Source organism: Avibacterium paragallinarum, from assembly GCF_011765605.1.
GTDB classification, from domain to species: Bacteria; Pseudomonadota; Gammaproteobacteria; order Enterobacterales; family Pasteurellaceae; genus Avibacterium; species Avibacterium paragallinarum.
In genome coordinates this window covers 851,621-875,397 of the sequence record NZ_CP050316.1, presented here as the reverse complement: position 1 = coordinate 875,397, position 23,777 = coordinate 851,621, and the positions used below count along the sequence as shown (strand labels likewise).

Sequence of the window (23,777 nt, the reverse complement as noted above, 5' to 3'; positions counted from 1 at the left end):
TCAGAAATTAATTTTGTTTGGAATCATAATTTTATAAACGCTTATTTTCAACAATCGCTGAAAATAAGCATTAATGAGTTAATTTCTTAAACGTTCAAATCCCTGTTTTAGATCCTGAATAAGTTCTTCAACCTCTTCAAAACCAATATGCACACGAATTAAGGTGCCAGTGAGCTTGCGTGCAATATTCGGGCGAATTTTTGCGATTTCTTCAGGTTGGTTATACAGAATTAAAGATTCAAATCCCCCCCAAGAATACGCCATTGAGAAGAGTTCAAAATGATCCATAAAACGTTCTAATTGTTCTTGGGTTAATTTTTCGTTTAACTCAAAAGAGAACAGCCCACTTGCCCCCGTGAAATCCCGCTCAAAGTTTTCGTGTCCTGGGCAGCTTGGCAGGGCTGGGTGATACACGGCTTTGACTTCAGGTTGTTGAGCCAGCCATTGTGCTACTTTTAAACTATTTTCTTGGTGTTGTTTTAAACGAACCGCTAAGGTACGAATACCGCGTGCTGTCATATAAGCGGTATCCGCATCCACCATTTGCCCCATTAAATAAGAATATTCACGCAATTTATCCCAACAACGGGCATTGGAAACCGCCGTGCCAATCATTGCATCGGAATGGCCGACTAAATATTTCGTGCCAGCTTGGATTGAAATATCAATATCGTGTTCCAACGCCTTGAACAATACGCCTGCTGCCCAAGTGTTATCAATCATAATCACCACATCAGGATTCACCGCACGCACGGCTTTGACAATTGCAGGAATATCAGGCACTTCCATTGTGAGCGAGCTGGGTGATTCTAAAAACACCACTTTGGTATTAGGCTGCATTAAAGTGGCAATTTCTGCACCCATAAGCGGATCATAATAAGTGGTACTCACGCCCATTTTTTGCAAAATCACGTTGCAAAATACTTGAGTTGGCTCATAAGCCGCCCCCGTCATCAAAATATGATCCCCTGTGGCAACAAAAGATAGAATGGCATTGGTTACGGCAGCTGCGCCACAAGGGTAAAGATAACAACCCGCACCACCTTCTAATTCACACATTAAATCTTGCAAAGCAAAGTGAGTGAGTGTGCCGCGGCGACCATAATATAACGCCCCTTTGGTGAGATTTTTGCCCGCTTCTTTTTTGTCTGCAATGCAATCAAAAACCAGCGAAGAAGCTCGCTGAATCACAGGATTAACGCTACCTTGCGTCATTCTCTTCTTGCGTCCAGCGTGAACAAAAGTGGTGTTTGATGTAGTATTTGCTTTCATAAATTTTCCTTACTTTTATTAAATTTAGGTAAAAATAATCAATTTAATAGATAAAAACAGCTATTCAAGTGCGGTGCTTTTCTTTAGAATATTTGCCGATTTACGCTTATTGTTATTTAAGCATATCTATCATCAATTTTTTATAGGAGATTTGTACTATGGTATTAGTAACTCGTCAAGCACCAGATTTTACTGCATCAGCAGTATTAGGCAACGGTGAAATCGTTGATAACTTTAACTTAAAAGAACACATCAAAGGTAAACCAGCAGTTATCTTCTTCTGGCCTTTAGATTTTACTTTCGTATGTCCATCTGAAATCATCGCATTTGACAAACGTTACCAAGAATTCAAAAACCGCGGTGTTGAAGTGGTTGGTGTGTCTATCGACTCTCAATTCACTCACAATGCGTGGCGTAAAACCTCTGTTGATGCAGGCGGTATCGGTGAAGTTCAATTCGCAATGGTAGCAGACGTTAAACACGACATCGCACAAGCTTACGGTATTGAACACCCAGAAGCAGGCGTTGCACTTCGCGCTTCATTCTTAATTGACAAAGATGGCGTAGTTCGTCACCAAGTTGTAAACGATCTTCCACTTGGTCGTAACATTGACGAAATGATCCGTATGGTAGATGCGTTACAATTCCACGAAGAGCACGGTGAAGTTTGCCCAGCTCAATGGGAAAAAGGTAAAGAAGGTATGACTGGCAGCCCAGAAGGCGTTGCGAAATACTTAAAACAAAATGCCGATAAACTATAATAGTTAAATAATTGATAGATTCCTCTACTTAAGCAGGAATCTATCAAACTAGTTTAATTCCCTATTCAGTTGCATAATCCTATTTCAGCATAAATTGCAATTTTATTGATCTTTAGCTAGTTATACTAGAAATCTATAATCTTTCCTTTTTGATATGACTAAAAATGTTGTGTGCTATTTATAAAAGTAAGAAAAAAGAAGGAATGTATTTATACATTGCCAAACGCGATGATTTCTCGTCCATACCTGAAACCCTACGCGACAGTTTCGGCACGCCTATTTTTGTGATGTTATTTAATCTTAAAGGCGAAAAATCACTCATCAACGCAGATAATCAAGAAGTGCTAGAAAAAATCCAACAACAAGGCTTTTATTTACAAATGCCTAAACAAGAAGAAAATTTGTTAGCACTCCACAAAAAGCAGCATCAAAAACCGACCGCACTTTGATATTTTCACACTATCCCCCCCCCTAAAAAGTTGATTCTTGTCTCCCCTTATTAGTTTTAAGGGTACTATCTTATTCACTCTACTTCATTTTAAAGCTAAACTATATTACCTGTTAAAATACCTTAATAACCGTTACTTTCCCAATAACTCTTTCGACCATAGCAGGCAAATTGCCTAGTGCAAGTTTTGATGTGTATTCATCACGAGCCAGCACATTCGGGTAACGATTATAAAAGTGACATAATTACTCAATCAATATCTGTTTTTCAAGAAATCTTCATACACGCCTCTCCGATAAAGCACACCTGAAATATTCGCACATCGCTCCCTTCTAAAAACAAAGGCCTAGCTTTTTAGCTAGACCTTTGTCAGAACGCCAAAGCGTAATTTTCTACCACGCTTTCGACCTTATAGAATATCTCTCATTATTTCAAAGACTGAATTTTGTTAATCACATTACTACTGGAAAAACCGTCCTCAAAATTTAGCACTTTCACTTCACCGCCGTTAGCGATAACTTCTTTGCCGCCTGCGATATCTTCGGGCTTATAATCACCGCCTTTGACTAGCAAATCAGGCAAAATTTCGCTGATTAAACGTTGTGGCGTGTCTTCAGTAAATTCTACCACCCAATCCACGGCAGAAAGCCCCGCTAGCACTGCCATTCGAGCGTCAAGAGAATTTATTGGACGACTCTCGCCTTTCAGGCGTTTAACAGAAGCATCACTATTTACTGCCACAATCAAGCGATCACCCAATTTCCGAGCATTATCCAAATAAGAAATATGCCCTGGGTGAATTAGATCAAAAACGCCATTTGTCATCACAATTTTTTCACCGCGTTTCTTCGCTTGCCTTACCGCCTCTTTTAGTTGTTGCTCATTCATTACCCCGAAGCCTGTGGTGGTACGTCCGTGAATGGCATTTTCTAGTTCCACGTTAGATACAGTCGATGTGCCTAGTTTGCCGACAACAATTCCCGCCGCCACATTCGCTAAATAGCACGCCTCTTCAAAGCTACGCCCATCAGCCAATGCAGTCGCTAACACGCTAATCACCGTATCCCCAGCCCCTGTTACATCAAAGACTTCTTTCGCTTCTGTCGGCAAATGAAATGGCGGTTGCTCTGGGCGGAGCAAGGTCATTCCTTTTTCTGAACGCGTTACCAATAAGGCTTTCAACTCAATCTCGCGGATTAATTTTAAGCCTTTTTCCACAATGTCTTCTTCGTTCTGGCATTTCCCCACCACAGCTTCAAATTCCGACATATTCGGGGTGAGCAACGTTGCCCCGCGATAGCGTTCAAAATCCGTACCTTTTGGATCGATAAGCACAGGTACATTGGCTTGTCGTGCAATTTGGATCATTGATTGCACCGCATTGAGCGTCCCTTTGCCGTAGTCCGATAAAATCAAAGCACCAAAATTTTGCACCGCACTTTGTAATTTCGCTAATAGCTCATCACTTTGCACGTTATGGAAATCTTCTTCAAAATCAAGACGTAATAATTGTTGATGACGAGAAAGTACGCGAAGTTTTGTAATGGTTGGGTGGCTAACAAGCTGTACAAAATTGCAATCAATGCCTTGTTTTTCAAGCATTGAAGAAAGGGCTGCCCCCGCTTCATCTTGCCCCGTTAATCCTAACAACTGCACGGGAACATTAAGCGAAGCAATGTTCATCGCCACATTCGCCGCCCCACCTGCACGCTCCTCATTTTCCTGCACTCGCACCACTGGTACTGGTGCTTCGGGAGAAATCCGATTTGTCGCCCCAAACCAGTAGCGATCTAACATTACATCACCAAGAACAAGCACTTTTGCTTGCTGAAATTGTGTCGAATATTGTGCCATTAACTCTCATTCCTTTCGTTTTACACTGAAAATTTCGCAAATTTTACCATAGGATAAATGCTATTTACTAAAAATTCCGCTAAACTACGAGCTTTTAATAATGAGTTATTGATTTATTATGGCAAATTCATCACTTCCCACATTTCAACGAGCCTTTCTCGCCCCAAAATATTGGGGGTTTTGGCTAGGGTTAGCCATTTGGCGAATCATTCTCTTTTTGCCCTATCCTATTTTACGCCACATCGGTAATGGGCTTGGCTGGATATTTTCTCAATTAAGTGTTGGCAAACGCCGAATGAACATCGCCAAACGTAACCTTAAACTTTGTTTTCCCAATTATAACGAACAGCAAATTGATGACATCGCCAAAGCTAATGTGAAAGCGACAGGAATGGCGATTATCGAAACAGGAATGGCTTGGTTTTGGTCAGATGAACGCTTAAAAAAATGGTCAAACGTGGAGGGACTAGAACATCTCAAAACCCATCAAACTTCAGGAATTATTCTCGTAGGCGTACATTTTTTGACCCTTGAACTCGGAGCGAGGATTTTAGGAATGTACACCCCCGGTATCGGCGTTTACCGCCCAAACGATAACCCACTAATGGACTGGCTACAAACTTGGGGGCGTTTGCGTTCAAACAAAGATATGCTCGATCGCAAAGATTTACGCAATATGATCAAAGCCTTACGTCGCGGTGAGATCATTTGGTACGCACCCGATCACGATTACGGCAGAAAAAATGCGGTCTTCGTGCCATTCTTCGCGGTGAAAGACGCTGCCACCACCACGGGTAGCTACTATCTTTTGAAATCCTCACCACAAAGCAAAGTGATCCCTTTTGCTCCACTACGCAATGCGGACGGTTCGGGCTACACCATCAAGGTTGCCGCCCCTGTGGATTTTTCTGATCTGAATGACGAAGTGGACATTGCAACGCGAATGAATCAAGTGGTTGAAAAAGAAATTTTGCAAGGCGTAGAACAATATATGTGGCTACACCGCCGCTTCAAAACCCGTCCGAAAGAAAGTGATGCTAATTTATATGAAGAATAAGATACTCTAACTACATTAAAATATTTGACGAACCAAAGAACATTCTTTACGCAAGTCCTTTATTCTAATTTTGGACTATCCTAGATTATTTGTGTACATTTTATTGAATATAATGTCAAATCATTTGATTTAATAACTATAAAAAATCATATCAACAATCTGCGTTCACAGTATAAACGCAGATTACGCTATAATAAAAATAGATTATGTTTCTTTTCTCTACCAATCGTCGTGTAGTTTCCATGACCTGCAATGATAATCATATCATCGGGTAATACGCAGAGTTTATCACGAATAGAACATAACAAAGTAGGTTGATCTCCTCCATAAAGGTCCGTTCTACCAATAGTATTTTGAAATAAAACATCACCTGTAAAAGCAATGCGTTGCTTGTGGTTAATAAAACCAATATGTCCTGGACTATGTCCAGGTAAATTTAAAACTTCGAAAGATAAATCCCCAATATTAATAATTTCCCCTTCATCATTTAGCCAGCGATCGGGTACAAATGCATTACTTTCAAAAAGTACACCGAACCTTTCTGCCTGTTGAGGGAGATGTTCAAATAAGTAGCGATCCGCCTCATTAGAACCCCAAATTTCAATCTTAAAATGATTTCTTAATTTTTCTGCAGCACCAATATGATCTAAATGCCCGTGTGTAAGTAAAATTAATTTTAAATTTAAACCTAACTCTTCAATACGTTTAATTAACCTATTTGCCTCACCACCTGGATCTATAATTGCGGCATTTTTATTTTCATCCCAAATTAAGGAACAATTTTGTTTAAATTCAGTCACTGGGATAATTTCAATATTCATTTTCACGTCCTAAATTCGCTATGGGTTTTGCTCCAAATAGCCTAATTATTTTGCCAAACAAAAAATATCAGCTTCCCCGCCAAGTTCTCACTGGTCCTGTATCTATGTGGATAAAATTACTCTTGGGATAATATCCTACTCCCCCATTATTTAAACTTTCAGCTGTTTTTTTCAACTTAGCTAGAGCCACCTCATTAATACGAAAATCGATAGCCTGACCACGGATATGATAACTATTACTCGCTACACCACGGCTTTTTTTACGCATCGCCGCATTACTTTTAGCTGATCGGTATCCGCAAATAATTTGAATCTCTGTATTCTTAAGTCCTAAACGAGTTTGAATTTGATAAAGCTTATTGAATAATTTAGGATCAATCTTATGAACTTGATTATTACGTTTATCACGCAATAGATAATCTAATTTTTTCAAGTTTTCAACTGAAAAACCTTTTTGTGGATCAAACTCTCCACTAAATTTTTCTCCTGTATTAATATTTCTAAAGCTTAATACTTTCGGTTTAGGTACTCCAATAACTGCCAACAGTGGCTTAGGTAGTAAAGACATACCTAATGTTAGCCCTCCAAGAGAAAGCCATTTTCTACGGTTTTGATTCATATTATTCATTGCCAAATAAATTTAAATATATTGGTAGTTTTTTGATTCGACTACCCTATTTATAATTAGTTCATAAAATAAATATTCTAGCCTACCATTTATCTATCGAGTTAAGTATTCTCTCACCATATTCCAATCTATATTATTTAAATCTGTTGGAACAACATCATAGTGATAAATATCGGGGGCTGTATATAATTTGCCATTGTCCATCCACGCTGTAACATAGTAAAGATAAACGGGATTATCAGAAAAAACTCTTGCTGAAACAGTCTTCTTAGTATTCAATACTTCATTCGTTTTATTCGTTGTCCACCCAGCTTCCTTCAATAAAATATTTGCTAATTGAGCAGACTCTTCCACCCTTACACAGCCTGAACTTAATGCTCTATTTTTCTTTTTAAATAAATTATGATTAGGGGTATCATGCAAATAAATTGCATCAGCACTAGGCATATTGAATTTATACTGCCCTAAAGCACTATCGCCTGGAGCCTGCCGGATATGATAAGGAAAATAGCTAGTAATCGATTCCCAATCAATCGAATATGGATCAACAGTTTTTCCATTCTTATCTGAAATAGTATAGCCATTACGTTCCACATAACTAGGATCACGTTTAATTTTAGGAACAAGATCTTCATTAATCAAACGAGAAGTCGGTATCCAGGGTGGATTAACAACAACATTAGCCAATTTACTATACATAACTGGCGTTTTACGTTCGGGTTTGCCAACAATCACCCGAGAATTAATTAGTAAATGCCCATCACGATAATAATGTAATTGATAACTCGGAATATTTACAAAAATACCATTATAAAAATTTGGAAGTATTCGCAAACGTTGAGAATTAATAGCTAATTTATAAATTTGATTTATATCTAATTTTTTAGCCGCAACAATTGCTTCTAATTGATATAAAGTTTGACGATATAAAGTATTTTCACTCCCTAATTTTAAAATAAAATCAAGGGATTGATTATTCCTCACTGCGTTTAGCCAATCTTGAATATCATTTTCATTAGGCAAAAGACTTTCATAAGTATTAGATGAATATAGCCATTTCTGAGCATATTTTAATACATTCTTTGAATAATAAAGATAACCTAAAAAAGCATCAGTTAATAAAATATCGTATGTCAGACGGTCTCTATTAGCCATTTGATAAAGTTCGGATAATTTTATCATTATGTGTTTTGATATACCGCTAATAGCTAATGCCGCATAATCGTGCAAAAATCGTCTTTCCGCTTCATTATTCCATAATAAGATATCATTGTTCTGTGCATAAATTTTTGTAATTGTTGACTTAAATTGTACTGGCAAGGAAGACACTAAATCTATCAAATATTGCTCAGAGTATTGCCCATATTCTCTAGCGAATTTTTCATCACTATGGCTTTCCTTCATATATTCTGAAAGTACCATTTTTTCCAGAAATAATTGCTCATTGGTCAATATTGGTGTTTGTTGTCCTAATATTTCTCCTTCCCTAGCCAAAAGAGTGTTAGAACAAAGCAATATGCCCATACAATAGAGCATACCTAATAACACTGAAGCATTAGCAAATTTAAATAAACTTTTCCCCATCACGGATTCCTTAATATAAAATAACAGCAAAAAATACCGCACTTATTTAGTGCGGTAAAATAATCATTGATTTTATAAACCTAATTCGGCTTATTTGAAAATGGTTCTTGTGCTTGCAAACGAAGAAAATCAACCGCCATTTTTTCAGCCTCTTTTAAAGAAAAATCAGGATCTTCATAATCTTTTGGAAGATCATCTAATGATTTTAAAGCTTTTTTGCCCTCACGTTTAAAACGTGCATTTAAATCATTTAAACGTTTAGCATCATCTATATCATGTTCTGCTTTACGTTTATCAAAATTCAATGATAAATATTTCCGTGCTCTTCTCTCATTCAATATCTTTAAATCCTGATTTAACGCTATAAACTCTGGATCTTTTTCCATTCGATTTTGATGTGCTTGGTCAAGTTCACTAATAAGCTTATCTTTTTTTCCTTCTATCTCAGAATAATTAGCCGGAGGGATTTTATCCCAAGGTAATGCATTATCTTCCGTTTCTTCACCGTACTCTTTCATATCAATAATGGATGGAAAAGAAATATCTGGTTTAACACCTTTCAGCTGCGTACTTCCACCATTTATACGATAAAATTTTTGAATTGTGTACTGGATAAGCCCCATCGGAGTTTCTTCTACATCAAATGAAAAATTTAATGGTCGGCTTTGTTGAACTGTGCCTTTTCCAAACGTATTTTGTCCAATAATAATTGCACGGTTATAATCTTGCATCGCAGCAGCAAAAATCTCCGAAGCGGATGCACTAAAACGGTTTATCATCACAAACAAAGGACCGGAATATATTTGACCACTATCTGGATCTTCGTGAACTTTAATACGTTGATAAGCATCCCGTACTTGAACAACAGGCCCATCTGTAATAAATAGTCCTGTTAATTCAACAACCTCTTTCAATGAACCACCGCCATTTTCTCGTAAATCAATAATAAGAGAATCAGCTTTTTTTTGCTTCATTTCAATAAGTAATTTTTTTACATCTTCAGATAAACCAATGTAAAAACTTGGAATTTTTATAACCGCAATTTTTTTACCATCTATAGTATCGATAGTCAGCTTCGCAGCCTGATCTTCTAAACGTATTTTATCACGAATTAACGTTACAATATGGGATTTCCCACCTTTCTCTGGCTCAATTTCTAAACGGACTTTAGTTCCTTTTTTACCTTTAATTTTGTCAATAACATCATCTAAACGCCAACCTATAACGTCTTCAATTTCCCCTGTAGCCTGTCCAACCCCTATAATCTTATCTCCAGGCTTAATTTTTTTACTTCTTTCCGCAGGAGCTCCAGCTACTAGAGATTTAATAATAGTTTCGCCATCTTCAGATTGTAAAGTCGCTCCAATTCCCTCTAAAGAAAGGTTCATACTTTCATTAAAACTTTTTGCAGTTCTTGGTGCTAAATAACTTGTATGAGGATCGATCTCTCGCGCAAACGCATTTAAATACACTTGAACAATATCATCCGATTTAGTTTGAGTTAAGCGGCGAATTGCCAAATCATATCGCTTAATTAACTTCTTCTTAATTTCTTTCCAGCTTTTTCCTTTTAATTTCAAGCTAATTACATCATTTTTAACTCTTTGTAACCAAAGCTCATTTGCCTCTTGCTCTGTTTTAGGCCACTCAGCATCTTTCCGATCAATTTCAATTTGATCATCCTTTTTTAAATTAGGTTCTTTATCTAACAAAGATAAGGCATACTGGTAACGCTGGTAACGACGCTTCATCATTAAATTATACATTGCAAATGCAATATCTAATTTCCCCTCATTAAGTTGATCATCCAATTTATCAGCATATGCTTCTCGCATTTGTTCGATATCAGAGGCCAAAAAAGTATTATGATTAAAATCTAAACTTCTTAAATAACGATCAAAGATTTTTTGTGAAAAAGCATCATCTAATTGAAATTTACGATAATGCGATTGTGTTAAGCGAGCGGTAACGCGTTTTGTGGCGAGCTGTTGGCTGTCATTAAATTGCGGGATAGTAATATCGCTTGATTTTAATTTGGGTGCAACCGCAAATGCAACATTAGAATTAACTTGCGAGAAGCCAAATAATAACGTTGCTACAGTTAAAATATAAGCTTTATTCTTATTAAATTTCATTACAATGTTCCTAATTTAAAGCCAACGCAAACAACCTCGGCACTTTTGCCACTAAAAAACTTAAATCACCTACACCCTACACAAATAGGCGATCTGCTGTCACTGAAATGGTTAAACCATTATCTAACTCAATGCGAACACTGTCTTTCACAATTTCTAATACAACCGCATTTTTTACCGCATTTCCTGCTTTTACTTTTACCTTCGCTCCTTTCTCTAACTGAGATAAAACCACGGACGTCAACGCGGGTTTCTGTGTACCCTTTTTATCAAATACTTTCTTATATGGCTTTTTATGTTGTTTTTTCTTAGCGTCATTATTTTGCTTGACTCGCTCCGCCGCACGTTTGTGTGCAAGTTGAGCTTTTGCTTCAGCCAATTGTTTTGCTGCATAATCTGCGTGTTCTTTTTCTACCACTGCAACAGCTACGCCATCAAGCCCTACGCGCTCAGCTCCCTCTTTGAAACTACTTAAATAACTCCAATTTAATGTGTATTGGCGTAATGCTTGACGCAAACGTGTTTTACTCACACTTTCATCATCCGCTAAGGCTTCCGATAAATCTTGAAAAATTCCAATCTTTAAAGGCTTAAACGTCCCTTCAACAGTAAAACAAAGGGGAAATTTTTCCGCTAAGTAAGCAATAATTTCTTTGCTATTTGCCAATTTTTTTACTTCTGTCATTGTTTAAATCTCGTATAACACTTATTTTAAATAGAAAAACGCCGGTCATTTTAGCGTAAATTACACAGAAATGACAATTTTTTAATCTTTTAGAGAAAACTTTCTTTATTTTACTTCAAGCTAAGCACAATCAAAGAGAATAGCTTGCCTTATCCCCTCTATTATCTAGCCTCATCAAGCCTAAAAGCACGGTTTCTTTTTAACCAATTTTTTAATAGAAAGACAAAGTTAAACCAAGTACACTTTTTTCTCTTCCTCTCTTACTATTTTAAAATTGGATAAATACCGCTAAAATAGCCCTCTTTTAATCACATCGCTAGCCCAATGAGAAAACAATCGCAAGTATATCACTACACAACACAACACATTTCTCGCTGTACGCATTGCGATGAAACACTCGTGATTCCAACTCTAGCACCCAACCAATACGCAGAATGTCCTCGTTGTGATGAAGTGTTAAGTTCGGGAAGTCGTTGGAGTTTGCACCGCTGTTCGATGATTGCTTTATCTATTTTGATTTTAATGCCTTTTGCCTTGAATTATCCCCTATTGAGCATTGATTTGCTTGGAACACGAGTGGATGCGTCCGTGTGGCAAGGGGTGTGGAAAATGGCGACGGAGGGCTATCCTTACACGGCGTTTTTAATCTTTTTATGTGCGGTGTTTATGCCCATTGCCTTTGCGATTTTGGTGATTTTGCTTCGCCTTTCCCAGCTTTTCGGCATTAAACCGCGTAATCTTTTGCTCGCGTTGGGCTATATCAAGCCTTGGGTAATGTTTGATGTGTATTTAGTGGCATTAGGAGTAACAATGTTTAAAGTGAGGGAATATGCCACCTTAAGCCTTGATATATATTTAATCGCTTTTATTTTTACCGCACTTTTAACTACACTGCTGTTCATTAAATTGAATTTGAATGCACTGTGGAACGATTTTTATCCGCAAGATCGGCTGCTCACTGAGCTACCCGCCAGCCCGCCGAATGTTTGCACAGAATGCCATTATACTTTTGTAGATCCTTATCAAGATGAAAAACAACGTAACCATTGCCCCCGTTGTTTAACCCCGCTTGATGTGCCGATCGCGATAAAATTGCAACGCACTTGGGCAACGCTGATTGCGGGAATTATTATGCTAATTCCTGCTAATTTATTGCCGATGTCGGTGGTGTATGTGAATGGCACGCCCAGTGCGGATACCCTAATGTCTGGCGTAATCACCTTTATTGAAATGGGCAGTTATTTCGTGGCATTTGTGGTATTTGCTGCCAGTATTTTTATTCCGATTAGCAAAATTTTTATTTTGCTTTATTTGCTAATTTGTGTACATTTCAAGCTTCGCCAGTCGATAAAATGGCAAATGCGGCTCTTTCATATCGTACATTTTGTCGGACGTTGGTCAATGCTTGATTTGTTCGTGTTAGCCTTGATGATGTCCTTAGTTGCACGAGGGCAAATTATCAATTTTTCCGTCGGTCCAGCGGCATTTTATTTTGGTGCTGCCGTGTTTTTAACTATGATTTCCGCTTCACAATTCGACAGTCGTTTACTTTGGAAGATTTATGACAGACAACAAAAAAACGCCGTCCATTAAGGACAGTTATAACGAAATACAAGCCGCCATTCGCAAAAATAAACGCATTTCGCCTTTTTGGTTGTTACCGTTTATCGCGTTGTGTATTGGGGCAATTTTGTTCTTTCAAATTGTGCAAGAGCAAGGCACGAACATCAAAATCACCTTTGACAATGGTGATGGCTTAGTGGCGGGGAAAACCCAAATTCGCTATCAAGGGTTGCAGATCGGCGTGGTGAAAAAAGTGAATTTCACCGATGATCTGAAAAAGGTGGAAGTGCAAGCCAATATTTACCCTGAAGCCAAAACCGTGTTGCGTGAAAACACCAAATTTTGGCTAGTCCGCCCAAGTGCCTCTCTCGCGGGGATTTCTGGTATTGACGCACTCGTTTCGGGGAACTATATCACCTTACAACCCGGTGATGGCGACAGCGAAGATGAATTTGTCGCGGAAAACGAAGGCCCTATCGCCCAAGTGAATGAGGGGGATTTGCTGATCCATTTGCTCGCCGATGATTTAGGTTCAATTTCCATTGGGGCTTCGGTGTATTTCAAAAAAATGCCCGTGGGGAAAATTTATGATTACCGCTTCACGAAAGATCAAAAGAAAATTGAAATTGATGTGGTGATTGATAAGCCTTACGCCCAGTTTGTGAAAAAAAGCAGCCATTTCTGGAATATCAGTGGAATTAACGCCAACATTGGTCTATCAGGCATTAGTGTCAAGATGGATAGCCTAAATGCCATCGTGCAAGGGGCGGTGGCATTTGACTCACCAAACGACAGTCCGCAAGCCAAAAAAGATCAACAATATCGCCTTTATCCCAACTTGCAAGCGGCGAAACGCGGGGTTGAAGTGGCGATTACCGTTCCCAATAGTGCGGGTTTGAAAGCGGGGAAAACTGCCGTGTATTCTCAGGATAGCCAAATCGGTTTGCTTTCAGAATTAAGTGCGGTGGAAAATAACGATGATTTTTTGCAAGGCAAGCTACTGATTGACCCAAGTGCGATCAATCTGTTTACGAAAAATAGTGAAATCGTACTCCGCAATACCAAATTCAATCTGGGCGAGTTAAGTGATACGCAAAAATTGTTACGCGGTGAATATTTTGACGTAATCACCGCAGTGGGTGAGCCACAAACCGAGTTCACAGTAATTAAAGAAAACGAATTGTTACTCAAACAACCTGATACGCTGGTTTTAACTCTTACCTCGCCTGAAACCTATCATATCAGCGAAGGGCAACAAATTTACTACAACAATTTTGCCATTGGTGAAATCGTAAGCCAACGCATTGAACAAGATAACGTGCATTTTAAAATCGCTATTGCGGGCAAATATCGCCATTTAATTCACCCCGATACGCTGTTTATCGCGGCTTCCAATTTTGAAGTGAGTGTGGGCGTTGATGGCATCAAAATGCAAGCGGCCACGCCTGAAAAATGGTTGCAAGGCGGCATTCGCATTGTGGCAGGGCATCAAGCGGGCAAACTCCCCGCAACGTTCCCGCTGTATAGCGATTTAAGCAATGCTGAAGCGGGTATTGTGAGCAACAATCTCAGCCCAACGCTCACTCTCACCACCTCGCAATTACCCAGCATTGATAAAGGTTCATTAGTGCTTTATCGCCAATATGAAGTGGGAAAAATTCTGGCTATCCGCCCGAAAAAAGATCATTTTGATGTGGATATATTTATCTACCCGAAACATCGCGATTTGCTCACCAGCAAAAGCCTATTCTGGGTGGAAAGTACCGCACAGGTGGACATCACGCCAAAAGGAATTAGCATTCAAGCCAGCCCAATCGCCCGCACGCTAAAAGGTGCGATTAGTTTTGATAACAGCGGCTCAGGTAATAAAATTCTTTACCCAAATGAAATGCGTGCCAAATCCGCAGGGCAAGTGATTAAACTCAGTACCGAAGATGCCACCAATCTAAGTAAGGGAATGCCATTACGCTATATGGGCTTGAGCATCGGAGAGATCGACAGCGTTGAGCTTTCTGCCGATCGCAAAATTCTTGCCACCGCATTGATTAACCCGAAATATATGGCAATTATCGCGAAAGAAAATAGCAAGTTCCGCCTTATTTCCCCGCAAATCTCCGCAGGGGGGATTGAGAATTTGGACAGCCTGTTGCAACCTTATATTGATGTGGAAGCGGGCAACGGCAAAGAGCGAACGCACTTCCGTTTGGCTCAATCCGTGCCAACAACCAATAAATATGGCGATGGTTTCCCGCTCATTTTAGAAACCAAAGACGCAATGAATATCACCACAGGATCGCCCGTAATGTATCGTGGCGTGGAAGTGGGAACGATTCGTAGCCTTGAGCTTAACCCAATCGGCGATCGCGTTTTAGTGCATATTTTAATCGCGAATAAACATAAAGCCTTGGTGCGACAAAATTCCGAATTTTGGATTGCTTCAGGCTATGGAATGGAGCTGGGCTTCACGGGCTTATCCATTAACACAGGCTCGATGCAACAGTTGCTCAAAGGCGGTATCGCCTTTTCAACGCCTTCTGGCTCCGTAGTGCAACCGCAAGCAAAAGCCAACCAGCGTTTCTTGTTGCAAGACAAGCGTCCTAAAGAAGCTATAAACTGGAATTTAGGCATTTTAGATAACGAATAAAAATTAACAAAAAAGCGACCGCACTTTAATTTTACCTTACTGGTATTTTATACAGGTCATTTTTTTGCTACACTTTCACTAATTTTTTGATTTGAAATTACGGAAAAAACCAATGACAACAAATTATTCCGCCAATGAAATTACCGTTTTAAAAGATCTTGAACCCGTTCAACTTCGCCCCGGAATGTACACCGACACCACCCGCCCCAATCATCTCGGGCAGGAAGTGATCGATAACAGTGTGGACGAAGCCTTGGCAGGACACGCCACAAAAATCGAAGTGATTTTACATAAAGATCAATCCCTTGAAGTGATCGATAACGGGCGAGGAATGCCCGTTGATATTCACCCCACCGAGGGCGTTTCAGGGGTGGAGGTGATCCTCACCAAACTGCACGCGGGGGGCAAATTCTCCAATAAAAATTATACCTTTTCAGGGGGCTTGCACGGTGTGGGGATTTCCGTCGTGAACGCCCTTTCCGAACGGGTGGATATTCAAATTAAACGCAACGGTCAAGTGTATAAAATCGCCTTTGAAAATGGCGTTAAAGTGGAAGAATTGGAAGTCATCGGCACTTGTGGTCGCCGTAGTACTGGCACAACCGTGCATTTCAAACCCAACCCAAAATATTTTGACAGTAGCAATTTTTCCGTCAGCCGTTTACGCCATTTATTGCGAGCCAAAGCCGTGTTGTGTTCAGGCTTGGAAATCCGTTTTATTGACAAAGTCAATGGCACAGAAGACGTTTGGCTCTATCAAGACGGCTTAGCCGATTATTTGACAGAAAATGTAGAGGGCTACACCACCCTACCTACAACCCCTTTTGTGGGCAATTTTGAAACGGAAAAAGAAACCGCTAGTTGGGCATTAATTTGGCTACCTGAGGGCGGGGATTTATTAGGCGAAAGCTATGTCAATTTGATCCCAACTATTCAAGGCGGCACACACGTTAATGGGCTGCGTCAAGGCTTGCTCGATGCAATGCGTGAATTTTGTGAGTTCCGCAATTTACTGCCACGCGGGGTTAAGCTCACCGCTGATGACATTTGGGATCGCTGTGCTTATGTGCTTTCGATCAAAATGCAAGATCCACAATTCGCAGGGCAAACCAAAGAGCGTTTATCTTCCCGTCAAAGTGCGGTGTTTGTTAGCGGTGTGGTGAAAGATGCCTTTAGTTTATGGCTCAATCAAAATGTGCAAGAGGCGGAAGAACTGGCAAAAATGGCGATTAGCTCAGCGGAACGCCGTTTGCGTGCTGCCAAAAAAGTGGTGCGGAAAAAACAAGTGAGCGGTCCCGCCTTGCCAGGAAAATTGGCAGATTGCAGCTCGCAAGACCTCGCTCGCACCGAACTTTTCCTTGTGGAAGGAGATTCTGCGGGCGGCTCAGCCAAACAAGCTCGCGATCGCGAATATCAAGCCATTTTACCTTTACGCGGGAAAATTTTGAATACTTGGGAAGTGTCAGCCGATCAAGTGCTAGGCTCACAAGAAGTGCACGATATTGCCGTAGCATTGGGGATCGATCCAGACAATAACGATCTTTCCCAGTTGCGTTACGGCAAGGTTTGTATTTTAGCTGATGCGGACTCAGACGGCTTACACATCGCCACCCTACTTTGTGCCTTATTTTTACGCCACTTCCCGCAATTAGTGTCGAACGGCCACGTTTATGTGGCAATGCCGCCACTGTATCGCATTGATCTTGGCAATGAAGTTTTTTATGCCCTTGACGAGGGGGAAAAAGATGGGATTTTAGATCGCCTGAAAAAGAAAAAAGGCAAAATCAATGTACAACGCTTCAAAGGGCTGGGGGAAATGAACCCAAGCCAGTTGCGTGAAACCACAATGGATCCCAATACACGCCGTTTAGTGCAACTCACCTTTGATCAAAATAATGAAGAAAATCAAAGTGAAACCTTTGAATTAATGGATATGCTACTAGCGAAAAAACGTTCTGAAGATCGCAAAACTTGGCTACAGGCGAAGGGCGATCAGGTTGATCTCACGGTGTAAGGAAAGCCAATGAAAAAATCTATTTTAACCCTAATTATCACCGCACTTTTTGCCACTTTCCCGCCCAACGTTGTGCTTGCACAAGACAGTGCCACGTCCAATACGGCGGTGAACAATGGCGATACCACAAGCAAAACGGAAAAGCAAAGTGATGAAAAGCTCGCTCAATCCTTAGCGGATTTACAATCCTCAATGGAAAAGTTAGCGGTAAGTGTACAAAGTGCGGTGGCAAATTCCAGTGAAAATTTAGTGACCGCAGTGCAGAATGTGGTGCAAGGTTCGGTGGAAAATTTTGCTGAGCGTTTGAAAGACAGCGTGAAGAAACCACAACAAAATGCCGTGCCAAACGCGACTAGCACGCCCGCAACCAATGAAAGTGCGGTGCAAAATTCTGCTGTTTTACCCGTCATTGAGGCGGAGCTTACCACTGCCCCCAATGTTCCAGCTCCCATTAAACGAGATTATCCTGCTCGTGTCGTGGTAAAACTGGAAGCGTTGGAAAAAATAATGGAAATTATGCCTAAGGTGCAATTCAAATATTGGACGTACAACGGCTCAACGCCTGCCCCTTTTATCCGCGTGCGTGAGGGCGACACGGTGGAAGTGCATTTTTCCAACCCGATTAATTCCAAACTCCCCCATAGCATTGACTTTCATTCTGCCGCAGCCCCCGAAGGCACGGCACTCGCTAGCAATACCGCCGCGGGGCATACCAGCATTTATCAATTCAAAGTGTTAAACCCGGGGCTGTATCTTTATCATTGTGCTGCGATGCCCGGTGCACCAACCCATATCGGCAAGGGAATGTTCGGCTTAATGCTGGTTGAGCCAAAAGAAGGCTTGCCTGCGGTGGATAAAGAATTTTATATCGTACAAAATGAATTTTATACCCAAGGGGAATTTGGCGAAGCGGGGCTACAAGTGTTCAGCACGCAGAAAGCCCGCTATGAACTGCCTGATTATGTGGTGTTCAACGGGCATTATGGCTCGATGCTCGGCGACAACGCCTTACAAGCCAAAACGGGAGAAAAATTGCGTTTTTATGTGGGCAATGCGGGGCCGAATAAAATTTCCTCTTTCCATTTGATCGGCAAGCCGTTTGATACGGTGTATGTGGAAGGTGGTTCATTGCAAAATTATAATGTGCAAACCACCTTAATCCCAGCGGGCGGGGCAGTGATTGCCGAAACTCGCATTCTTGTTCCGGGGCAATACCCTTTCGTGGATCATTCCCTGTTCCGCACGGAAAAAGGAGCGAAAGGCATTTTAAAGGTTAGTGGGGAAGAAAATCCGCAGATTTTTTCAGGAAAATTGAAAGATGAGCCTTATGACAAACGCAACCCTGACGCGGACGTTTCCACAGGATTTCAACATTAAAAAACCAATGCAAAATAGCACCGCACTTTAATTTTAACGAATATAAGAGAAAAATAAATTTATGGCTGAAATTAATTACGAAGGCATTGAGCAAATGCCACTGCAAAACTTCACGGAAAGTGCTTATTTAAACTATTCGATGTACGTCATTATGGATCGGGCGTTGCCCTTTATTGGCGACGGGCTGAAACCCGTGCAACGCCGTATTGTGTATGCGATGTCTGAGCTGGGCTTAAACGCCACGGCGAAATATAAAAAATCTGCACGTACTGTGGGGGACGTGCTGGGGAAATTCCATCCGCACGGCAACACCGCTTGCTATGAAGCGATGGTTTTAATGGCTCAGCCCTTTTCTTACCGCTATCCGCTCATTGATGGACAAGGAAACTGGGGTGCACCTGATGATCCGAAATCCTTTGCCGCAATGCGTTACACCGAATCCCGTTTGGCTAAAATTTCTGAAATTTTGCTCAGCGAATTAGGGCAAGGCACGGTAGAATTTCAGCCGAATTTTGACGGCACATTAGAAGAACCCGAATACCTCCCCGCACGCCTCCCGCATATTTTGCTCAACGGCACAACGGGGATCGCCGTAGGTATGGCAACAGATATTCCTCCGCACAATCTCAATGAAGTGGCGGACGCTGCGGTGATGTTGCTGGATAATCCGAAAGCCAATTTAGACGACTTAATGGGCGTGCTACAAGGGCCTGATTATCCAACGGAAGCAGAAATTATTTCGAGCAAAGAGGATATTCGTAAAATTTACGAGCAAGGACGCGGCTCAATTAAAATGCGTGCGGTGTGGAAAAAAGAGGACGGTGAAATTATCATCAGTGCGTTGCCTCATCAAGCCTCGCCGTCAAAAATCATCAGCCAAATTGCCGATCAAATGACCGCGAAAAAACTGCCAATGGTGGAAGACATTCGTGATGAGGCGGATCACAATAACCCAATCCGTATCGTGATTGTGCCACGTTCCAACCGTGTGGACACGGACGCATTAATGGCTCATTTATTCGCCACCACAGATTTGGAAAAAAGCTATCGTGTCAATATGAATATGATTGGCTTGGATAATAAACCTGCGGTGAAAAATCTGTTGCAAATTCTCACCGAATGGCTTAGCTTCCGCCGTACCACTGTAACCAGACGGCTACAACATCGTTTAGATAAGGTGCTAAATCGCCTGCATATTTTGCAAGGGTTGATGATCGCATTCCTGAATATTGATGAAGTCATCGCCATTATTCGTAACGAAGACAAGCCAAAACAAGAACTTATGGCACGCTTTCATTTAAGCGATGAACAAGCCGAAGCCATTTTAAACTTGCGTTTACGCCAATTAGCCAAATTGGAAGAACACGAACTGCAAGCGGAACAAGATAAATTAGAAGAAGAGCGGTCAAATTTAGAGCAGATTTTAGGCTCTGAACGCCGTTTAAATTCGTTAATTAAAAAAGAAATTCAGCAAGATGCGAAAACCTTTGCTAATCCTCGCCTTTCCCCGATTGTGGAACGTGCGGAAGCAAAAGCGATGTCTGAAAATGAAATGACCCCAGCCGAACCCGTAACCGTGATTTTATCGCAAATGGGTTGGGTGCGTTGTGCCAAAGGCCACGATATTGATGCACAGGGATTAAGCTATAAAGCGGGCGATGGCTATCTCTCCCACGCCTGCGGAAAAAGCAATCAACCTGCCGTATTCCTTGATAGCACAGGGCGGAGCTATGCTGTTGAACCGCTTTCCTTGCCATCAGCTCGATCACAAGGCGAACCACTCACGGGCAAACTTTCCTTGCCAGCAGGCGCAACGGTTTCTCAAGTGTTAATGGACAGCGATGAACAAAAATTACTAATGGCATCAGACGCGGGCTATGGCTTTATTTGCCAATTTAGCGATTTAGTAGCACGCAATAAAGCAGGTAAGGCTTTGATTTCCTTACCAGAAAATGCACAAGTCTTGCCACCATTGAAATTACAAGACAACAAAACATTACTCGTTGCTCTCACTTCTGCGGGTAGAATGCTGATTTTCCCAGTGCAAGATTTGCCTGAATTATCCAAAGGAAAAGGCAACAAGATTATTTCCATTCCAGCAGCCAACGCCAAAGATCGCAGTGAATTACTGGTTCGTTTGTTGCTGATTTCCGAACAAGCCAGCCTCGTATTCCACTCGGGTAAACGTAAAATCACCTTAAAAACGGAAGATTTGCAAAAATTCCGTGCAGAACGAGGGCGTAAAGGCAGTGCATTGCCTAGAGGTTTACACAGTGGTGCTGAAATTGAAGTGATTGAACCAAATCAATAAGTGATATTAGAGCTGAACAGATTTTTTGTTCAGCTCTTTATTTTATCACGCCCTGTTATTCCTTTAGTCTGTGATCTAAATCACGGTAATTCTTTCTTTCCTTAGGTAAAATCCCTTTCCATTCAGCGTGATTTTATATAAGGAGCAAACAATGCAAGCCTCACTACAAGATATTCTCGATGTGGTTAAAGCGAAAAATCTAACCTATCATCAAAAATTAATGAGCTTAGGCAATATTGCTGAGCGGTTATTTAACCCCATTGATTTATTAGGCTACACCGAAGAAGAATGGGAATATCTGCAAAATCAGATGATTTGTGATTTATGTGAAGGCTATGCTATTTATCGTCCACGCTATATCTTGCCTGATTATAGTGTATATATTGAGAAAGGCTGCCAATTTCTTGAATTACCGCCGCCCAAAGATCTTGATGACGTGCTAGATGGTTTGCTCATTCTCTATTCCCACGTTCCATCTATTACTACTTATCCCGTTTATATTGGACGCTTAGACGAGCTACTCGATCCTTTCATTACTGACGAAAAGCAAGATTACATCAAGATTAAACGCTTCTTAAATCACATTGATAAAACTATTGCGGATTCTTTCTGCCACGCCAATATTGGTCCTTATGACACTAAGGCTGGGAGTTTAATTTTACAGGCAGTCATTGAGCTAGAAAACACCACGCCGAATATGAGTATTCGCTACGATAAACAAAAAACCTCGCGTGAATTTGCAGAACTTGCTGCTAAAGCTTGTTTATTGGTGTCAAAACCCTCTTTTGCCAATGATCCTTATTACATTAAAGATTTGGGGGAACAATATGGTATCGCCAGTTGTTACAATGCCCTGCCTGAATGTGGAGGTGCTTATACCCTTACCAGATTGCGATTAGGCACAATCGGACGTGCTTGCTCAAGCGTTGATGAAATGGTCAATCAATTACTCCCTAAAGTGGCAAAACTCGCCCTTTCCACTATGGATAAACGACATAAATTCTTGATTGAAGAAAGCCATTTTTTTGAAAGCAATTTCTTAGTGCAAGAAGGTTTTATTAAGCGTGAAAACTTCACCAGTATGATCGCTATTGTAGGATTAGCCGATGCGGTCAATCATCTTTTACAGCAAGAAGGCATTAATGAAACCTTCGGGCAAAGTCAACGTGGTGATGAGATCGCCACACTCATTATGGATAAATTGGAAGAAGTCAATAACGCGCATAAAGGGCTTTATGTGGAGCGTACCAATAACCGTTATTTACTACACGCGCAAGTGGGGGCGAGCAACCACGAAGAAGATAAAATGAATACGCCAGCACACCGTATTCGTGTAGGTGAAGAGCCAACATTATTAGCGCATCTAAAACAATCGGCCCCATTCCATAAATACTTCCCTTCTGGTACAGGAGATCTCTTTGCTTTCGATCAAACCTATACTGATCATTTAGATGCGCTGGTGGATATTATTGATGGCGCTTTCGCACAAGGCTATCGCTACATTACAACTTACCTGAAAAATACCGATCTCATTCGTGTAACAGGCTATTTAGTGAAGAAAAGCGAAGTGGAACGCTATCGTAAAGGTGAAGCCGTATTACGGGATACCACTTGGTATGGCTCAGGTACAGACGATTGTGCCAAGGTTTTCGATCGCCAATTACGCGATAAAGAAGATGTAACCGCTCATTCATAATGAAAAGCTCAGCTTCCCTCTCAGAGATCTATGTTCCTCTACATCGGATAATCCCCTTTTCCAATGTAGAGGGACAAGGCAATCGTACCAGCATTTTCTTGCAAGGTTGCAAGCTAAACTGTCTTTATTGCCATAATCCTGAAACCATTGCACGGCATAATCCCGAAGCCAAACTTGTTAGCCTACAATATTTATATGATCAGGTAATGAATGCCGTGCCTTTCATTCGAGGCGTCACCATTTCTGGTGGTGAACCCACCATTCATCATAAAAAATTAGTCCCACTTTTTCACGCCTTACGCCAACAAGGCTTAACTTGCTATCTCGATAGTAGTGGCTTTTTTGATTATGACAGCACACAAGAACTTATTTCTGTAACAGATAAATTTCTCTTTGATCTCAAAGGCGATGGCTTAGGCTTACAAACGCTCTGTTTTGAACGCCGAAATCAGCAAGGCAAAGTGCCAAATCAAATTATTCCAACCAAACAACATATCAAAACAGAAAACCTTACCCGAAATTGGCAAAACCTCGCCAAATTATTACCGCACTCTAAAATTGAAGAAGTGCGGTTGGTTTTTATCAAAGATTTTTTTGATGCCTACCACTTAGTAGAAAAAGTCGCACAACTACTACGAGATTATCCCGATGTGTTATTCAAAATTATTCGCGTACATCGCAAAGGGGCAAGAGATGAAACGGGTTTAACCCCATTTATTCCCACAGTGGAAGAAACTCAGGCACTGGCAGAATTTGCTAAACAATGCGGTATGCAAAAAGTGATTACGATTATCTAATTTTATGGAGCGATATTAGATTAATAAATATGTTAGTCTAATACAGTCCATCAACTTGAGCTATAAAATAGCTTCTATTACAATATATAGGTATCACTCATTCATATTTTTAAACGATATCACTTACTTA

At 40.7% G+C, this 23,777-nt stretch carries 17 protein-coding genes; 10 read left to right on the top strand and 7 right to left on the bottom strand.

All coding sequences use genetic code 11. From position 1 onward, the window contains the following. Positions 1-78 precede the first annotated feature (78 nt). The gene (gene metC / locus HBL79_RS04235; protein ID WP_035685037.1) at positions 79-1,272 is read right to left on the bottom strand and encodes a cystathionine beta-lyase; all 1,194 of its coding nucleotides are present in this window, start codon (positions 1,270-1,272) and stop codon (positions 79-81) included. A 158-nt stretch (positions 1,273-1,430) separates the two neighbouring features. Here metC and HBL79_RS04230 point away from each other — a divergent pair, with 158 nt between their 5' ends. Both HBL79_RS04230 and HBL79_RS04225 read left to right on the top strand, forming a co-directional pair. After that, positions 1,431-2,033, top strand: coding sequence for a peroxiredoxin C (locus HBL79_RS04230; RefSeq protein WP_035685040.1), 603 nt, complete (start codon positions 1,431-1,433; stop codon positions 2,031-2,033). A gap of 164 nt (positions 2,034-2,197) precedes the next feature. Next, entirely contained in the window at positions 2,198-2,482 is a 285-nt protein-coding gene (locus HBL79_RS04225) for a YcgL domain-containing protein (RefSeq protein WP_017806228.1), read from the top strand. A gap of 425 nt (positions 2,483-2,907) precedes the next feature. On the opposite strand, the gene hldE is transcribed toward HBL79_RS04225, so the two are convergent. Beyond that, complete coding sequence (gene hldE, locus HBL79_RS04220) at positions 2,908-4,335, bottom strand: bifunctional D-glycero-beta-D-manno-heptose-7-phosphate kinase/D-glycero-beta-D-manno-heptose 1-phosphate adenylyltransferase HldE (RefSeq protein ID WP_035685042.1); 1,428 nt, start codon at positions 4,333-4,335, stop codon at positions 2,908-2,910. A 118-nt stretch (positions 4,336-4,453) separates the two neighbouring features. Here hldE and HBL79_RS04215 point away from each other — a divergent pair, with 118 nt between their 5' ends. After that, positions 4,454-5,392: a Kdo(2)-lipid IV(A) acyltransferase gene (locus HBL79_RS04215; protein ID WP_035685045.1), complete on the top strand. Its 939-nt coding sequence runs from the start codon at positions 4,454-4,456 to the stop codon at positions 5,390-5,392. Between the two features lie 188 nt (positions 5,393-5,580). On the opposite strand, the gene HBL79_RS04210 is transcribed toward HBL79_RS04215, so the two are convergent. The 5 genes from HBL79_RS04210 to proQ all read right to left on the bottom strand — a co-directional run bounded on the left by HBL79_RS04210 (position 5,581) and on the right by proQ (position 11,245). Next, positions 5,581-6,213 (bottom strand): MBL fold metallo-hydrolase, encoded by a 633-nt coding sequence (locus HBL79_RS04210; protein ID WP_035685048.1) that lies wholly within the window; start codon positions 6,211-6,213, stop codon positions 5,581-5,583. Between the two features lie 67 nt (positions 6,214-6,280). Beyond that, entirely contained in the window at positions 6,281-6,841 is a 561-nt protein-coding gene (locus tag HBL79_RS04205; protein WP_035685051.1) for a peptidoglycan L,D-endopeptidase MepK, read from the bottom strand. Between the two features lie 93 nt (positions 6,842-6,934). Continuing rightward, entirely contained in the window at positions 6,935-8,425 is a 1,491-nt protein-coding gene (locus HBL79_RS04200) for a L,D-transpeptidase family protein (RefSeq protein WP_081637503.1), read from the bottom strand. Between the two features lie 80 nt (positions 8,426-8,505). Continuing rightward, the gene (prc, locus tag HBL79_RS04195) at positions 8,506-10,560 is read right to left on the bottom strand and encodes a carboxy terminal-processing peptidase (RefSeq protein WP_035685058.1); all 2,055 of its coding nucleotides are present in this window, start codon (positions 10,558-10,560) and stop codon (positions 8,506-8,508) included. Positions 10,561-10,636: 76 nt separating this feature from the next. Then, complete coding sequence (proQ, locus tag HBL79_RS04190; RefSeq protein WP_035685061.1) at positions 10,637-11,245, bottom strand: RNA chaperone ProQ; 609 nt, start codon at positions 11,243-11,245, stop codon at positions 10,637-10,639. Positions 11,246-11,569: 324 nt separating this feature from the next. On the opposite strand from proQ, the gene HBL79_RS04185 reads away from it, so the two are divergent. The 7 genes from HBL79_RS04185 to HBL79_RS04155 all read left to right on the top strand — a co-directional run bounded on the left by HBL79_RS04185 (position 11,570) and on the right by HBL79_RS04155 (position 23,647). Then, complete coding sequence (locus tag HBL79_RS04185; RefSeq protein WP_046097379.1) at positions 11,570-12,838, top strand: paraquat-inducible protein A; 1,269 nt, start codon at positions 11,570-11,572, stop codon at positions 12,836-12,838. Next, positions 12,807-15,452, top strand: coding sequence for a PqiB family protein (locus HBL79_RS04180; RefSeq protein ID WP_035685067.1), 2,646 nt, complete (start codon positions 12,807-12,809; stop codon positions 15,450-15,452). The genes HBL79_RS04185 and HBL79_RS04180 overlap by 32 nt, the downstream gene beginning before the upstream one ends. Positions 15,453-15,564: 112 nt before the next feature. Further along, positions 15,565-17,466 (top strand): DNA topoisomerase IV subunit B, encoded by a 1,902-nt coding sequence (gene parE, locus HBL79_RS04175; RefSeq protein WP_035685069.1) that lies wholly within the window; start codon positions 15,565-15,567, stop codon positions 17,464-17,466. A gap of 339 nt (positions 17,467-17,805) precedes the next feature. Next, positions 17,806-18,843, top strand: coding sequence for a copper-containing nitrite reductase (gene nirK / locus HBL79_RS04170; RefSeq protein ID WP_046097439.1), 1,038 nt, complete (start codon positions 17,806-17,808; stop codon positions 18,841-18,843). A gap of 61 nt (positions 18,844-18,904) precedes the next feature. Next, positions 18,905-21,154 carry a DNA topoisomerase IV subunit A gene (gene parC / locus HBL79_RS04165; RefSeq protein ID WP_035685073.1) on the top strand — a complete coding sequence of 750 codons (2,250 nt, stop codon included), beginning with the start codon at positions 18,905-18,907 and terminating at the stop codon, positions 21,152-21,154. Between the two features lie 151 nt (positions 21,155-21,305). Continuing rightward, a complete protein-coding gene (locus tag HBL79_RS04160) occupies positions 21,306-22,850 on the top strand; it encodes a YjjI family glycine radical enzyme (protein ID WP_035685076.1) in 1,545 nt (514 codons plus the stop codon). Continuing rightward, a complete protein-coding gene (locus HBL79_RS04155) occupies positions 22,850-23,647 on the top strand; it encodes a 4Fe-4S cluster-binding domain-containing protein (RefSeq protein WP_035685079.1) in 798 nt (265 codons plus the stop codon). Before HBL79_RS04160 ends, HBL79_RS04155 begins: the two co-directional genes overlap by 1 nt. Positions 23,648-23,777: the final 130 nt, after the last annotated feature.